General features: G+C 57.9%; 12 protein-coding genes and 1 pseudogene. 6 read left to right on the top strand and 7 right to left on the bottom strand.

The features are described 5' to 3' along the window. Positions 1-2 precede the first annotated feature (2 nt). From NKI15_RS28970 to NKI15_RS28945, 6 genes and pseudogenes are all read left to right on the top strand, one after another. Complete coding sequence (locus tag NKI15_RS28970) at positions 3-710, top strand: class I SAM-dependent DNA methyltransferase (RefSeq protein ID WP_352887716.1); 708 nt, start codon at positions 3-5, stop codon at positions 708-710. Further along, positions 707-1,636 carry an isopenicillin N synthase family dioxygenase gene (locus NKI15_RS28965; RefSeq protein ID WP_352887714.1) on the top strand — a complete coding sequence of 310 codons (930 nt, stop codon included), beginning with the start codon at positions 707-709 and terminating at the stop codon, positions 1,634-1,636. Before NKI15_RS28970 ends, NKI15_RS28965 begins: the two co-directional genes overlap by 4 nt. Positions 1,637-1,814: 178 nt before the next feature. Then, on the top strand, positions 1,815-2,132 hold the full coding sequence (locus tag NKI15_RS28960; protein WP_352887771.1) for an SRPBCC family protein: 318 nt from the start codon (positions 1,815-1,817) through the stop codon (positions 2,130-2,132). Then, positions 2,114-2,365 (top strand): SRPBCC family protein, encoded by a 252-nt coding sequence (locus NKI15_RS28955; RefSeq protein ID WP_352887711.1) that lies wholly within the window; start codon positions 2,114-2,116, stop codon positions 2,363-2,365. The genes NKI15_RS28960 and NKI15_RS28955 overlap by 19 nt, the downstream gene beginning before the upstream one ends. 1,027 nt (positions 2,366-3,392) lie before the next feature. Further along, positions 3,393-4,730: an MATE family efflux transporter gene (locus NKI15_RS28950; protein WP_352887708.1), complete on the top strand. Its 1,338-nt coding sequence runs from the start codon at positions 3,393-3,395 to the stop codon at positions 4,728-4,730. A 105-nt stretch (positions 4,731-4,835) separates the two neighbouring features. Continuing rightward, a pseudogene (locus NKI15_RS28945) lies at positions 4,836-5,425 on the top strand (transposase); the annotation flags it as partial. A 306-nt stretch (positions 5,426-5,731) separates the two neighbouring features. Here the strand turns inward: NKI15_RS28945 and NKI15_RS28940 are convergent. From NKI15_RS28940 to NKI15_RS28910, 7 genes are all read right to left on the bottom strand, one after another. Continuing rightward, the gene (locus NKI15_RS28940; RefSeq protein ID WP_352887705.1) at positions 5,732-6,763 is read right to left on the bottom strand and encodes a succinylglutamate desuccinylase/aspartoacylase family protein; all 1,032 of its coding nucleotides are present in this window, start codon (positions 6,761-6,763) and stop codon (positions 5,732-5,734) included. A gap of 119 nt (positions 6,764-6,882) precedes the next feature. Next, positions 6,883-8,301, bottom strand: a complete 1,419-nt coding sequence (locus NKI15_RS28935) for a CapA family protein (RefSeq protein ID WP_352887703.1) — start codon at positions 8,299-8,301, stop codon at positions 6,883-6,885. Between the two features lie 49 nt (positions 8,302-8,350). Continuing rightward, the gene (locus NKI15_RS28930) at positions 8,351-9,427 is read right to left on the bottom strand and encodes an ABC transporter ATP-binding protein (RefSeq protein ID WP_352887701.1); all 1,077 of its coding nucleotides are present in this window, start codon (positions 9,425-9,427) and stop codon (positions 8,351-8,353) included. Beyond that, positions 9,424-10,425 (bottom strand): ABC transporter ATP-binding protein, encoded by a 1,002-nt coding sequence (locus NKI15_RS28925; protein WP_352887769.1) that lies wholly within the window; start codon positions 10,423-10,425, stop codon positions 9,424-9,426. Before NKI15_RS28925 ends, NKI15_RS28930 begins: the two co-directional genes overlap by 4 nt. Before the next feature lie 7 nt (positions 10,426-10,432). Then, positions 10,433-11,314 carry an ABC transporter permease gene (locus NKI15_RS28920; RefSeq protein WP_352887699.1) on the bottom strand — a complete coding sequence of 294 codons (882 nt, stop codon included), beginning with the start codon at positions 11,312-11,314 and terminating at the stop codon, positions 10,433-10,435. A gap of 1 nt (position 11,315) precedes the next feature. Beyond that, positions 11,316-12,257: an ABC transporter permease gene (locus NKI15_RS28915; protein WP_352887696.1), complete on the bottom strand. Its 942-nt coding sequence runs from the start codon at positions 12,255-12,257 to the stop codon at positions 11,316-11,318. A 3-nt stretch (positions 12,258-12,260) separates the two neighbouring features. After that, complete coding sequence (locus tag NKI15_RS28910) at positions 12,261-13,862, bottom strand: ABC transporter substrate-binding protein (RefSeq protein WP_352887766.1); 1,602 nt, start codon at positions 13,860-13,862, stop codon at positions 12,261-12,263. Positions 13,863-14,917 lie beyond the last annotated feature (1,055 nt).

The raw sequence follows: 14,917 nt of genomic DNA, 5'->3' as shown, positions 1-14,917 counted from the left end.
TGATGAATATCCTCGACCAACGGACCGCACTTGAGCAAGCCGCACGAAAGCGCATTCAGGATTCCCATGCCCTCGACGGCGACGCCGGTCGCTTGGCCAACTTCTATCGCAGTTGGGCGAGTTCCTATGAACTGGACGTTGGCCGCGACGGGTACTGCGGGCCGACGGTGGTTGCAGAACTCGCGGGCACCGTGCAGACAGCGTATTTTGCGAATGAGCGAGCAGCTATCGCGATCCTGGACGCTGGCTGCGGAACGGGCCTCGTCGGTGTTCAGCTTGAACGCCTCGGCTTTCGGTTGATCGAAGGGCTCGACCTCTCCGAGGAGATGGCCGAAAAGGCCCGGCAGACCGGCGTCTACCGCCATGTTCGAGCGGGTGTCGACCTTAACGGACCGCTCTTCGAATATTCCAGCGGGAGCTATGACATCACAGTCTGCTGCGGCGTCTTGACACTCGGGCATGTTCGACCGGAGGCACTGCGCGAATTGGCCCGCGTCACGCGCCCCAAAGGATTCATCATCGCAAGCACCCGCAAGAGCTATGCGGAGGCCACATCCTTTAAGGATGAGGTGCAGCATCTGCAGGATGCGGGCATCCTGGTGCCGGCACAGTGTCTAAACGACGGCAAATACGTCGGCGAGGAGGGCGCGCATTACTGGGTTCTCCAGGTGACCGATAAAGCCAACGCACCCACGGAGGAGCATCTATGACCGAACTACCGCAAATCTCACTGGCAAAACTGGCAGCCGACGCAACGCGACACGAAGAGCGCGAGAGCCTACGCCTGGCCTGCGAGGAGTACGGGTTCTTCTACCTTGAGCACGGCATCCCGAAAGAACAGATCGCAGAAGCGATCCAGGCTTCCCGGCGGTTCTTCGCGTTGCCACAGGCGACAAAGGAACGTTTCGGTCACTCCGCCCAAGACGTGTACCCTGCTACCGCCCGTGGATACAGTCCGTTGTACGGCGAGGTGCTACATCCCGAGGCCGGCCCCGATCCGAAGGAAATGTTCGACCTCGGAATCGAGAACGAAGGCGACCGGCGTCCGTTTGCTGGTTGCACACGCCTTCCGGATGACGCGATCGCTCCTGGTTTCGCTCGAAGCCTGCTTGCTTTGCAGGCTAGCGTGGTCAATGAGGTTGTGCCGAAGCTCGGGATGGCTCTGGCCGACCTGCTCGAAATGGAAGAGGGCTGGTTCCGACGCCATTTCAGCCCGCCGACGGTCCTGCAGCGCGTGATCCGGTATCCGTCTACTGGCGGCACGGCCGGTAAGCATACCGACAATGGGTTTTTCACGCTGCTGCTGCAGGAGGATCTCCCCATGCGCTCCTTGCAGGTGTGGTTCGGGGGGCGCTGGGTGCCGGCGCCGAGCTTGCCCGACAGTCTCGTTGTCAATCTGGGCGACATGCTTCAAACCTTGAGCGATGACCGATTTAAGAGCACGCCGCATCAGGTCGTGCACACTGGTCCGGCCGAACGAATTTCCCTTCCCTTCTTTATCTATCCCGACATCGACGCTCGCCTGACTTCCCGGCAGGGGAAGAAAACCTTCAGCGTCGCGGAAGTGATGTTAGGCAACTTTGACTCGATCTGGAAAACCGGGAATGGCGCCGGCCGTGCGCGAGAGTTGCAGTAAGCCGCTAGATTTTTTAAGCTTGCGAGTATGGCGCGACGAACGCTCTCTTGGTTCGCGCCATGCATACCGAAGCGCTTGAGAACTTCTCGACCAAGGAGATCTGCCTCGACGAGGTCCAGGTCGGGGAATTTTGCGGCTTTATCTACGTCAACCTCGATGCGTCCGCTCCCTCCATTAAATCACAGACCGGGGATCTCGAACCGAAATCCGTCACTGGGCTCCCGACATCGACAAGCTCACCTTCGCCCATCGGCAGACCTGCGACATCAAATCGAACGGGAAGAATATCGTCGACAACGTCCATGAGTATTACCACTGCCCGACAGCACACAAGGACTTCTGTTCGCTTGACATGGAGACCTACAAGGTGACGACCCACGGGATCAACTCGAGTCACATGGCGGATGCAGGAAAATCAGCCGACACAGCCTACGACGTGTCCAACGCGACCGTGCGGGTCCATGCGGTCTGGTGGTTATGGCCCAATTCTACCTGATGAGTTATCCGGGCCGATCCTCAATGATTGTGCTGAGCATCATCCCGGCCGGTCCAGACCGCTCGTTTGAGACCTTTGACTTTTTCCTTGAAAGCAAGGAGCCAGACGCCACCCAATTGCAGACGATCAAGTATCTCGGCGAGGTGCTTCAGGCCGAGGATATTGGCTTGGTCGAAAGTGTTCAAAAGGGGATGAGTACGCCGGCTTCATATACAAGGCCGTATCGTCAATGATCCCGATGTTTCGGGATAGTCAGAGCACGCTGCCCATCATTTTCACGGCCTGTTCTCGACGCCTATGCGCGCGCTGCACCCTGAGCGGGTTGGTAGCCTCGGGCCGGGACAGCGAGCGCGTATTCGTGACGCTGTCGAACTGATGAACAAATCCAAAAGCAGGTGGTAAATCGTTGCCACAATCTCAGGCAAAGTGTCGCTGGTGACCGGGGGGGCGTTGCGGGCTCGGCCGGGCGATCTGCATGCGTCTAAAAAGGGCGACCGTCTATGCTGGAGACCTTTCTGCATCTGTGACGTTGGAGAGTGTCGCCGAAGTAATGTTCATCGGCCGAGAAAGCGTGAGATTGGACATTCTGGTCAATGCCGCGCGAATCAAGATCGAGAAAACCAACGAACATACGTCGCTAAGCGAGTAGAACCGCTGCTCCCGGATTGATCGCTCGGCAAGCCCTTTTGTCCTAGAGATCAACTGTATGCCGACACTCGGGATGCACGACACTTATGTATTGGCCGCGACGGCTGCCGGACATAGCTACTCGGCTTGAATGAATCGAATCCTGGGATGTAGCCCACACGCGGCTTTTCGGAATCGACATCCCCTAGACTTAAACTAGCGTGCAAGCGCGATGACTCACCCGGAAAATCTGTCGCCCCCTTCAACTCCTAAGTCAGTCAGACGCTCCGTGCCGCACCGGCGGCAGGAAAACCTCGTAATAGATATTACAATTAAATTTACAGACTCTTTGCGCCCGCAAATCGCTGACAATGGTACCTTCACCCCAAAAGTCTGAGGTCGGGCACGGCTGAAAACTGGCTGGCGATTAAAGCCGCATGCACACAACGGAGGGGTAGCAGCCGGATGGGAAAGAGAGTGCTCATCTGGCGTTACGAACGCTAAGGAGTCGGTCTATGCAACATTCGGCAAGCTCTGCCGGTGTTTTGATCTCCCGAGACCGAACACCGCATCCCGGTCTCAGGCCACACCGCCCGTAATTAAAACGTCGTAACCGATCCAATAGGAGGCGGCGTGGAAGAGAAAGCTCCGATCCTCGGCCCCAGACCGTTCCAAGTTACCAATCGGCAGGTTCTGGTGATCGCGATTCCGATTACGCTCGCATCCCTAACAACCCCGATGGTCGGCCTTGTCGATACGGCCGTGGTGGGCCAGTTCGGCGACACTGCACTGCTCGGCGGTCTTGCCGTCGGGGCGGTCATTTTCGACGTCGTGTTCTCGACCTTCAATTTCCTGTGCTCCGGGACGACCGCCCTCGTCGCACAGGCTTTCGGGAGGTGCGATGCCCTGGAAGAGCGAGCGGTTTTCTGGCGCGCCTTTGCCATTGCCGCAACCTCGGGTTTGGCCCTAGTCCTGCTTGCCCCTCTGATTGCTGCGATCGGCGAATGGCTCATGAACGCGGGGCAGGAAGTTACCGCCACGATGGATCTTTACGTCCGCATCCGACTGGGTTCGGCGCCGGCCGCGCTCATTAACTATGCGATCCTTGGCTATTTCCTGGGTCGCGGAGAGGCGGGCGTCGGTCTTTTCCTCCAACTCCTCCTCAACGCCGTGAATTTCGCTTCCTCGACTTTTCTGGGCCTTTGTCTCGGCTGGGGCATTGCAGGCGTCGGCTGGGGGGCGGTGTGCGGCGAGGCGGCCGCTATGATCGCCGGCATGGCAATCCTCCTCGGGCGTTCTCGCGCGATGCCGAAAATGTCGCCCACGCATACGTTCCGCGTTGCGGCGATTAGGTCGATGCTCCACCTAAGCGGGAACATCATGATCCGTTCCTTCGTGCTCAATGGAGCATACTTCCTTTTCATGCGGCAGAGCGCGCAGCTAAGCACGTTGACCGTCGCCGCCAATGCAGTGCTGATGCATTTTTTATTTTTCGCAGAATACTTCCTCAGTGGGTTCGCGACCGCTGCACAGCAGCTCGTCGGTCGTGCCACTGGCGCCCGTGATCAGCTCGCTTTTATGCGTGCCGTCAAGCTAACGGCAAGTTGGGCAATCGTGCTTGCGGGCTTGGCAAGCGTCCTAATCTTCTCGTTCGGCGAACAACTCATCGGCGCGATAACAAAGTCAGCGGACGTGCGTGCGGAGGCGGTATCACATCTTGTTTGGGCGGCTTTCATGGCGCCCAGCGGCGTGCTGGCGTTCCAGATGACCGGCATCTTCATTGGGCTAACTTGGTCGCGCGACATACGCAACATGATGCTCTTATCCTTCGCAGCCTATCTCACTGTTTTGTTCACATTCGGACAGATGTTCGGCAACCACGGGCTCTGGGCAGCGTATCACATTTTTCTGCTCGTGCGGGGGATAAGCCTGTTGTCGGTCATGCGTCAGCGTGTCCGCACCGCATTGTGAATCGGTGTGCAAAATTGACCTGACAGTGGAGTTGAAGTGCCCCCCATTTCGACCGGACAGTCGGCATAAGCAGAAAGGCTCAAGCACAGGCTTGGGGATAAGCTTATATCCGACGGGTATCGACGCATTGAATTGATAACGGGCGACGTCCGCCGCAGGCGGTGGACAACCGAGCAAAAGCTGCAGATCATCGAGGAGAGCTTTGAGGCGGGCGAGACGGTACCGCCGGCATGAGGTTGCGCCAAATCTCCTTTATCGGTGGCGCAGATTGTTGAGCGAGGGAGGGGCAGCCGCCGTGGATTCAGACGAACCTGTCGTCGGCAATTCCGAAGTCAAGAAGCTCGAAGAACGCGTGCGGGAGTTGGAGCGCATGCTCGGCCGCAAGACGCTGGAAGCCGAAATACTGCGCGAGGACCTTTCCAAAGCCCAGTCAAAAAAGACCGATCTCGCTTTGTCGAAGGACGGTTCCCGATGAAGACGGTGGCCGATACCTTGGGTGTCTCCCGCTCCAACCTGGTCGAGCGACTGAACGGCAGGTCGAAGCCTGGCGGTCCCTATCGCAAGGCCGAGGATGCAGAGGTGCTGCCAGCCATCCGAAGGTTGGTCAGTGAGCGGTCGACCTATGGCTATCGGCGGATCGCCGCCCTTCTCAATCGGGAAGGCGAGCCGCCGATAAGCCAGCCGTCAACGCTAAGAGCGGCGTCGGCTACGTGTAGAAGAACGCGGTCGCTGGCCGGCGCTGTTCGTCGACATTGCCAGATTTCCTGGCCGGATGCCCCGCCTTGCTGCTGGATGCTTTCGTCCAGCAGCAAGGCGCAGGATCAGGAATGCTCAGGCGTCGTCGGCACCTTGCTAGAGGTGTTCGTCTCAGGTTCCATCTTACCAGGCAGGATACGGTATTTCATAGGCGCTATCTCTCCGGCGACCCAGTTCATTGACCGCGGCTCGCTCGGTTCGGCGATTTGAAGGCGCGCTCGCGAGCGGCCTACGCTGTCGCCGAGTTACACGATCAGATGGGATACGACCTCCATTAGCGGTCGATTTAGCGGATGCGCAACCATCGCTACTTCTTCATTAACGTCGACATACGCTCCGGATCGAACAGCATAAACGATGGACGCACTAGGCGCGCGGATCGGAATCGCATCAGCCGACAAAGAATCCCAAGGATGCAGCATGCCTATGATATCTCCCTCCTTCACTTCATCCAACACCGAGCAGCGAGGTTCGAAGATGCCCCGTGCAGGAGATTTCAACTCGTCGAACGAGCGCCGTGTCTGCAGTGTCTGGCTACATCTCTGTCGACGGAATGTCGGATACTCGGCCTTTCCCTCAACAAGTCCGAGCGCGATGAGTGCGTTGCGCACTCCAGCTTCGTAGATTGCGAGAGCTTCGGAGTTGACATTGCCGCCGCCTAATTCCACACAGACGATAACCTTACCCTTGCTTTGGGCCAAGACATCCATCATTCCGGACGCTTCTGGATGTTCCCAGAGCAATGTCAGCGGTAGTTTGAATGCCTCTGTCATTAGGAATGTTTTCCGCATTAGATCGGGGTCAGCAATAGGAAGTGTCGTTGCGGTCGGTGGGAAATCCCACCCTGGTCCGAAGCTGTGCAGATCAAATATGGTGTCGGCTATTGGCAACAACAGGCGCGAGATCGCATCCGCAATGCGTTCGGTTACCGACCCGTCGGCGCGGCCCGGAAACACTCGATTAAGATTCTTGCCATCTATAGGCGTGTTGCGGGTCCAAGCTTGCACGGCCAGCGGATTGATCTCAGGTACGATGATCACCCTTCCACAGGTTTGCGCTCTAGGCAGCCAACCAACAAGCCGCCGAGCGACGATTGGCCCTTCCAATTCGTTGCCATGATTTCCGCCAGTGATGAGAAGACGCGGTCCCTCTCCTCTATTCAGACTAAAGACTGAAAGCGAAAGCGCTGCGCAGTCGGCGCCCTTGGGGACAACAAGGTGGCCGGTGCTCACACCAGGCTTGTCGAGATCGAATGTAAGATGTGGTGCTTCGCTCATCGTTCAGCTTCCATTTTGTAAGAATTCGCGACACCAACGCGCCCCCCGGTACTCGTCAGACGAATGGTCAGGTCGCCAGGATCTTCCGACCCGGATCTAAAGTGCGCGATTGTTTGGAATTAGGTGCTAATTTGCGCCTTCGACGGGTCACAGGGGCTTAGCCTTATCATTCCGACATCGCCCTCAATATCGATTTGGGTCCCAAAAGGCGACGAAAGCTTCTGTAGCCGCTCCAGAATTTCCTTTCCTAGCGGTGCGGGTGCTAGACGCGGCACCCCTCGGTTGGCAAAGCGCTGGGAGCGACGAAGCTCGATGGGATAAAGCCTCAATTCAGCAAGCTGATTGTGCTCAAAGCGGCTGACAGCGACAACGCTCTCGTAATAGATGGTGCCGCATTGGGGGCCCGTTCGTCCTTCTGGAGTCGGGTATCCTCTTGCCAAGTGGTCGATCGTCACCTCGGCATCCGTATTGATCCGGGGGTCCTTGCCGAATTGATCGAACATGTCAGCCCCTGCCGGCGTGCGAAGGTCCTGACAAAAGAAATTTCCTAGACTGTAAAAGATAGGCCGCCCTTTATAGATCTCTATACCTCGCAATATATGCGGTCCGTGAACGATATATGCGTCTGCACCTTCATCAATAACCCTTCGGGCAAACGACTGTTCGTACTCAAGCGGCTCTTGGCACCATTCCCCCGGCTCGTGCCCGTGGTTCGTGGCGATGCAGAAGTCGGAGATTTGCTTGCCTTGACGAACGTTTCGCAGAATATAAGCGATGTCTCGCGGGTCAGGCTCGAAGTTGTAGTCGACCTTATCGCCTTCCTTATATGTCACCCCTTCCAGTACAACACGATCTGGGTTCTGAGTGCCCGGAGGGTAACCTGGTAACGCATGCCGTATCCGGCGTAGGGTTTCAAGCATTTCCCGAGGAACTACGATGTTTTTCGTTAAGCGAAGGGCGTTTAGACCTGGCCTACCGGGCGCCTCCCCTGCGGGATCGCACGCTCGTGCCATAGGCATGAAGGTTGTGGCAAACGAGATCATCGCCACGCGACCCCGAGGCGTCTCCAAGAATCGGGCCGCACCGGCTAGTGCAAGCGTTTCACCCGCACCTGCATGTACGATCCCATTCTGTTCAAGGGCGCGGCTCGTTTCCCGCATGGCTTCAACGCCCCAGTCGAGCGTGTGGTTGTTCGCACGGCTTACCAGATTGAAGCCCAACTCTTTCAGGTCAGCTGCGAGCTCAGGCGAGCTGATGCAATATGCCCCACCAAACTCAGCCTGGGGGCATCCTTTGGACTGGAAATCCAAGATGTTGGTTTCCAAGTTCCCAAATGTAACGTCGGCGCCCTGGCATGTCTTGAGAACATCAGAAAGGCCCGGATGGTAACCTTTCGCTACTGGCCGCGCGTAGAGCAAGTCGCCCACCGCTGCCATTGTGAACCCGTCCGCAACGTTCGTTGCAGTCGATCCGATCGTGTCATAACCATTGGTCTGCTCGGCAGGATCAAATTCATTCTCACGTAAATGTTCTTGCATGGTACTTCTTCACTGTTCTTCGATGTGGAAATAAAGTTCGGGTTCCGTGTCAGCGGTGCATTGGATATCTTTGATCGGGTGAAAGCGTCTCGGTCATATTCACACGACCGCGCGAAAAATTAGCAGAAGCAGCCGGTAGGGCCGGCATTTCTGAAACTGGAGCGCGCACATGGCAGGCCACGACGCGTCCGTCGGCCATCGGCACCAAAGGTGGCACGTCGATGCGGCAACGCTCGACCGCGAGCGGGCAGCGCGGGTGAAACGTGCACCCGCTCGGTGGGTTGATGGGGCTGGGCACCTCGCCCTCGACGGGCGCGTCCAGCCGCACCCACGTCGGATCCGGCAAGGGTGCCGCCGCGATCAGCGCCTCGGTGTAGGGATGGACCGGTTTCGCAAAGAGCGCTTCGCTCGGGGCGAGCTCCACGATCCGCCCCAAATACATGACGGCGACGCGATGCGCGATATGCTCCACGACGCCAAGGTCATGCGAGATGAAGACGAAGGCGATGCCCATCTGCTGCTGGAGATCCAGAAGCAGATTCAAGATCTGCGCCTGCACGGAGACGTCAAGGGCTGACACCGCTTCGTCGGCGATGATGAGAGAGGGGTTGAGCGACAAAGCACGTGCAATACCCAGTCGCTGGCGCTGACCGCCCGACAATTCGGACGGGAGCCTGTGCATCATCTCTGGCGACATTCCGACCTTTCGGAGAAGGTCGGCAGCGAGTGCCTGGCGTTGCTTCCGGCTGAGGCGCTCGAAATTCTCGACGGGTTCGGTGATGATCTGTTCGGCGGTAAGGCGCGGGTTTAGCGACGAGTAAGGATCCTGAAAGACCATCTGCATCCGACGACGCCACGCGTGAAGCGCGTCTTTCTTGAGACCGGCAATGTCGGTCCCGTCGATCAGCACGCGTCCACCCGTCGGCTCGACGAGCCGCATCAGTAGCCGCGCCACGGTCGACTTGCCGCAGCCGGATTCGCCGACGATGCAAAGCGTCTCGCCCGCCTCGACGGTGAAGGATACATCCTCCACCGCCTGGATCACCGGGATGCTTTTCTTGAAGATTCCCGAGCCAAGCGGATAATGCTTGGTCAGATTTTCGACTTTCAGCAAAGGACCAGTCATGCGCCCATCACCTCTTCGGCGCGCCAGCAAGCTGCGGCGTGGCTCGACCCAACATCCCGCAGGATGGGTGTGTTCTCGCGGCAAATATCGATCGCGAATGGGCAGCGCGGCGCAAAGCTGCAGCCCACAATGGGCTCGCGCAGACATGGCACGATGCCGGGGATTTCCGGAAGGCGGCGCTGACGGCCCCGTCGCGAATCCGGCACCGATCGCATCAGGCCCTGGGTGTAGGGGTGCGCCGGACGCGCGAACAGATCGATTACGGTCGCCTGCTCAACGATCTGGCCAGCGTACATAACAATCACGCGTTGGCATGTCTCGGCTACCACGCCAAGGTCGTGCGTGATGAACATGACGGCCGTTCCCGTGCGCTCTTTCAGGTCAACGATGAGCCGCAGGATCTGCGCCTGGATGGTAACGTCAAGCGCGGTGGTTGGCTCATCAGCGATCAACATTTCCGGTGAGCAGGCAAGAGCCATGGCGATCATGGCGCGCTGGCGCATGCCGCCCGACATTTCGTGAGGATAGTTGTTAACGCGACGCTCGGGGTCCGCGATGCGGACGAGACGGAGCATTTCCTCGGCCTTTGCCATGGCAACGGAACGAGACGCTTTCGTGTGGATCTGCACCGCCTCGGCGATTTGGTAGCCGACCGTATAGACCGGATTCAGGCTCGTCATCGGCTCCTGGAAGATCATGGCAATCTGGTCGCCGCGGATCTTTCGCATCTCCAGATCGGACAGCTCAAGGATATCGCGTCCGTGAAAGCGGACCTCGCCACCAACGGTCTTGGCAGTCAGCTTCGGCAGCAGGCGAAGAACCGACAGGGCAGTGACGCTCTTCCCACAGCCGGATTCGCCGACGACGCCGAGCGTTTCGCCTTTCTTCACCTGAAAGCTGATGCCGCCCAAGGCGCGGGTGACGCTTTCGTCGCCGTAAAAGTGCGTCTCAAGGTCGCGAACGTCGAGAAGCACATCATCCTCTGCAGATTCTCGCATCAGCACGTCAGCGTCTCCGCTTTGAGCGAGGATCGAACATATCGCGCAGACCATCGCCAAGCAGGTTGACGGCAAGGACTGTGACGGCAAGGCAGATACCGGGGCCGAAGATCGTCAATGGGGCGATGGCGAGATACAGGCGCGAACTGGCGATCATGTTACCCCAACTCGGAATCTCGGGCGGTACGCCCACCCCGAGAAAGCTGAGCCCTGCCTCCGTCAGGATCGCGCTGGCACAGACGGTAGCGCTCTGGACCATGAGCGCCGGAATGGTGCTGGGCAGGATATGCCGCCACAGCACTTTGGGCAGGCGCGCTCCGCCGCAGAGCGCAGCCTCCACATAGGGACGTTCGCGAACGCTGAGGACCACCGAGCGAACCAATCGGGCGACCGCCGGCGTCTCAGGGATGGCGATGGCGACGATAAGGATGCCGATGCCGGGGCCCGTCAGCGAGATGAGCGCAATGGCCAGTAGAATCGTCGGGATCGACATAAGACCATCCATGACCCGCATAACAATGCTGTCGAATATGCGGTTGTAGCCAGCGAGTATCCCGATCAGAAGCCCAACCAAGGCAGCACAGACCGCCGACGTCAATCCGACCATGAGGGAGATCCGGGCGCCGAAGATCGTTCGCGCAAACACGTCCCGGCCCAGATTATCGCTTCCAAACCACATTTCGCCCGAAGGCGGCTGGAGACGTTTGAACGGATCCATGTTCCCCGGATCGCCGGCGTAAATCGGGGCGGCAAGCGCCAGGATGATCAGTAGCGCCAACAGGCCGCCGCCGAACAGGACCAGCGGGTGTCGCCTTGCCAGACGAGGAAGATCGGCTAGCTGCAGCCGACCCATCGGCACGACTTCAACTGGTGCGGAGATGAGCGTCATATCAGTATCGGATCCGGGGATCGATCAGCGTATAGGCCAGATCGACCGTGAGGTTGATGAGGACGTACAGACCCGAAGTCAGGATAAGCACGCTCTGAATGATGGGATAGTCGCGATTGTTGATCGCATCGACGACCAGACGACCAATACCGGGGATGTTGAACACCGTTTCCGTAAGCACAACCCCGCCAATGAGATAGGCGAAGCTTATGCCGATGGCGGTCAGGATCGGGACGCCGGCATTCTTCAAGGCATGGTGGAAAAGCATGGCATAGGACGAAGCGCCCTTGGCAGCAGCCGTTCGCATATAGTCTTCCGACAGGACCTCAAGCATGCTCGCCCGCGTAACCCGCGCGATGAATGCGACGTAGCCAAGACTTAGCGCCACGGTGGGAAGGATCAGATGCACGAACCATGGTCTCGGGCCACCATCGAACGGCACATATCCCTGCACCGGTAGCCAGTGTGTCCTGATGGCGAACAAGTATATGAGGAAATAGCCGATGACAAAGACAGGGACGGAATAGCCAAGTGCCGAAAAAGCCGCGAGGAGGCGGTCGACGAGCCCGCCAGTTCGCCACGCGGCAAGGACACCGAAGGAAACTCCGACCGACACCGAAAGGATCATCGTCAGGATTGACAGGGAAAGGGTCGGTTCAAGCCGCTGCGAGATCAGTTCGAGAACCGGTCGTCCGGCAAAGATCGAGGTGCCGAAATCGCCGCCGAGCATATCCCGCACCCAATGTATGAACTGAACCGGCATAGGATCGTTCAGGCCCAGCCTCTCGCGGATGCCCGCGATCATTTCCGCCGTAGCGGACTTGCCGGCGATGATCGCAGCGGGATCGCCCGGCGCCAGCCGGAGAAGCAGAAAGACGAAGACGCCGACCATCGCCATGACGGCGACGGTCGAAACCAATCTGCGCAGGATGTAGGCGGCCACGCGTCAAGCCTTCTGCATGTTCCACATCGGGGTTCCCATGCCGATCGGCATGCCGATGAGGCCAGTAAGGTTCTTGCGGTGAGCCGTTGGCACGACATTTTGACCCAGCAGAACCTGGGGTGCGTAGTCCCACCGAATTTGCTGCATTTTCCGGGCCAAGGCCTTACGCTCCTCGACTAACGCGACATTTGCAAATTGGGCTCGCAGAGCCTCATATTCATCGTTCCGAGGCCAGCCCCACCAACTTTCGCCATCCATGGACAGGGTGACTGCGGTGATAACAGTTCCGAGGATCCCTTCAGATTCAGTAGTTATAAAAAGGCTCCAGCCTCCGTTCTCTACCGGGCTCTTGTTTGCGCGGCGCGCAACAAGGCCACCCCAGTCGCTTGGTGCAAGCTCGGCATTAATCCCAATATTCCTCAATGTGGCCGCCAGAAGCTGAGAAGCATTGCTAGCCTCCGCCCAATCCGTGGGCTGCAGGATAACGACTTTCTCGCCGGCATAGCCCGCCTCCTTGAAGAGCTGCTTGGCCTTTTCGGGGTCGCCGCCTTTTTTGAACCAGCCCGTATTTTCGTCATTGGACATCGGAGAATTATTTCCGAAGATCGAAGTGACGGTGCGGAAGTATTTTGGGTCGCCGTACGCAGCGCGCATCATAGCCTCTTGATCAATCAGGTGAAGCATCGCCTGGCGTGCTTTCACATTATCGAACGGCTTTTGCAGACAGTTCATGCTCACGAACATGTCAGCGCCCCATTTATCCAAGACTTCCAGTCTGAGGTTAGGATCACTCTCGATGACAGGCAAAAGATCGACCGGCGGCAGCCCCAAGAAATCAATCTCACCTGATTGCAAAGCCGCGACGGCAGTCTGCTGATTGCTGAATAAACCTATGTCCCAAATGACACTATCGACCTTTACGATCTTCGCGCCGGCGAATCCGCCGGCCGGCTCCTTGCGTGGCACATATTTCTCATTTCGGTCATAAGTGAAGCTTGCGCCCGCCTTAGCCAGGGCCATATTGAACTTGAATGGGCCGGATCCGATATTCGCGGTAACCTGCTCTGTTGGAGAGAAACTCGCGTCCTTTGCGCGCATGATGAATGGGCCTTGGAACGCTAGGATGTCAACCAGCGCTCCAAGCGGCTCCTTGAGCTCGATTCTGAAGGTCTTATCGTCCATTTCGGAGATATCCTTAGCCCGAGCCATCATCAACTTCCCGCCCGAGGCCGCCTGGGCCCACCGACGAATTGACGCGACACAATCCGCCGCGGTCACCGGAGTGCCATCGTGCCACCCAAGACCATCGCGGAGTTCGAATGTATAGGTCTTGTTGTCATCGGAAATGGCCCACTTCCCGACCATTTGTGGATGCGGCGCAAAATTCGTATCGACCGCAAACAGGGTATCATAAATCGCCTGTGCATGGGTATAAGTGGCGGTCGCTGTTGAAACGACCGGGTCGAAGACGGTAAGGTTGTCTGTCACCATTCGGACCGTCCGTGCATCGGTTGGCGCTATCTGCGCCCGAAGGATCGATGGGATCGAGAGAGCCGTTCCGGCAGCTAAACCCACCTTAAATAGGTCGCGTCGAGAGATCGTCATTTTCAGTTCCCCTTTGAACCATCGGCGCGGTTGATTCGCGCCTTTTTTGAGCATTGCGGCCGCCACCAGAGAAGGATTCGCATGTCGTTCCTACAAGCGACTGATCGGGTTGTGGCAGTTTGGAAAGGATAGCACCCGGGGGGAGTACAATTTGCACCAAAATGCGTCGACGGCTGAAATGCAGGCCGCACAACGGGGCTTGGTTTGAAATTTCTCGCGCTCGGCGGGACGCCCTTTGGGCACTCTCGAGGATCGCGCACTCTTCGGCTCTAATCCGGCGAAACCTTTTAACCGCCGGAGGCGGACACAGAGGGCTGATCATAGCATTGATCTCTTCGCCAGATGGTGAGCAAAGCGCGGATGGGAGCCTTACCGCTTGCGCTCGATATCAGCCTTCTTGCATAGGTGAAGAATGCCACGAACATGATCGAAAACGATTCCTTCTTTTGCTTGGATATCCCAAATATATCCTTCCGCGCCATGATCGCGACGGCGGCAGTCTTTACAGTATTTTCGGGACTGTTAGCAATTTTCGTCCCTATTTCTACCTCGTAGATGTACTTGCGCCCGCCAGGAAGGCACCTACATGCAACTAAAGCAGATGAGGTCGTCTAATCTCCGCTGGGACGTCAAGCATGTAATTGCGTCGAGACGACGCTCAATGTGGACGACGCACTTTGCTGAGACAGCGGTGCAACCCCATCAGCGGAATGGCTCGGCTCACGTCCCACCAGGGACGTCTCAGACGCTCAGATCCTGAACGCTATTCGCAAGATTCATGCTGTGGCGCCTGCATTTCGATCAAAGAACTCACCGGTCTTGAGCATCGAATGCATTGACAGAAAGCGCTCTTCAGACCCTTGAGGAACAGGCGTCAGAACAGGCGCGACACAGCCCGCACGGGCAAAAAGAACCTCGGCCGGGAGGCCCCCCAACGCTGGCCGTCCAGCGATAGGCCGCCGAGTGCGGGAACGCGCACTAACACTATGCATGAAAGAGGGTGTGAGGTGTGCTGCTTAGTTTCTCCGAGCCTTGCTCTGTAACAAGAACGTGTT

It is taken from the genome of Mesorhizobium sp. M0862 (genome assembly GCF_040319795.1).
In the GTDB taxonomy this organism is placed as follows: domain Bacteria; phylum Pseudomonadota; class Alphaproteobacteria; order Rhizobiales; family Rhizobiaceae; genus Mesorhizobium.
The sequence above is the reverse complement of the archived record's forward strand: the minus strand, read 5'-3'. Positions and strand labels throughout refer to the sequence as shown.

Excerpts from the sequence above, each read along its gene's own strand:
- NKI15_RS28970 (WP_352887716.1), top strand. The coding sequence starts at position 3 with ATGAATATCCTCGACCAACGGACCGCACTTGAGCAAGCCGCACGAAAG.
- NKI15_RS28965 (WP_352887714.1), top strand. The coding sequence starts at position 707 with ATGACCGAACTACCGCAAATCTCACTGGCAAAACTGGCAGCCGACGCA.
- NKI15_RS28955 (WP_352887711.1), top strand. The coding sequence starts at position 2,114 with ATGGCCCAATTCTACCTGATGAGTTATCCGGGCCGATCCTCAATGATT.
- NKI15_RS28940 (WP_352887705.1), bottom strand. The coding sequence starts at position 6,763 with ATGAGCGAAGCACCACATCTTACATTCGATCTCGACAAGCCTGGTGTG.
- NKI15_RS28935 (WP_352887703.1), bottom strand. The coding sequence starts at position 8,301 with ATGCAAGAACATTTACGTGAGAATGAATTTGATCCTGCCGAGCAGACC.
- NKI15_RS28930 (WP_352887701.1), bottom strand. The coding sequence starts at position 9,427 with ATGACTGGTCCTTTGCTGAAAGTCGAAAATCTGACCAAGCATTATCCG.
- NKI15_RS28925 (WP_352887769.1), bottom strand. The coding sequence starts at position 10,425 with ATGCGAGAATCTGCAGAGGATGATGTGCTTCTCGACGTTCGCGACCTT.
- NKI15_RS28920 (WP_352887699.1), bottom strand. The coding sequence starts at position 11,314 with ATGACGCTCATCTCCGCACCAGTTGAAGTCGTGCCGATGGGTCGGCTG.
- NKI15_RS28910 (WP_352887766.1), bottom strand. The coding sequence starts at position 13,862 with ATGACGATCTCTCGACGCGACCTATTTAAGGTGGGTTTAGCTGCCGGA.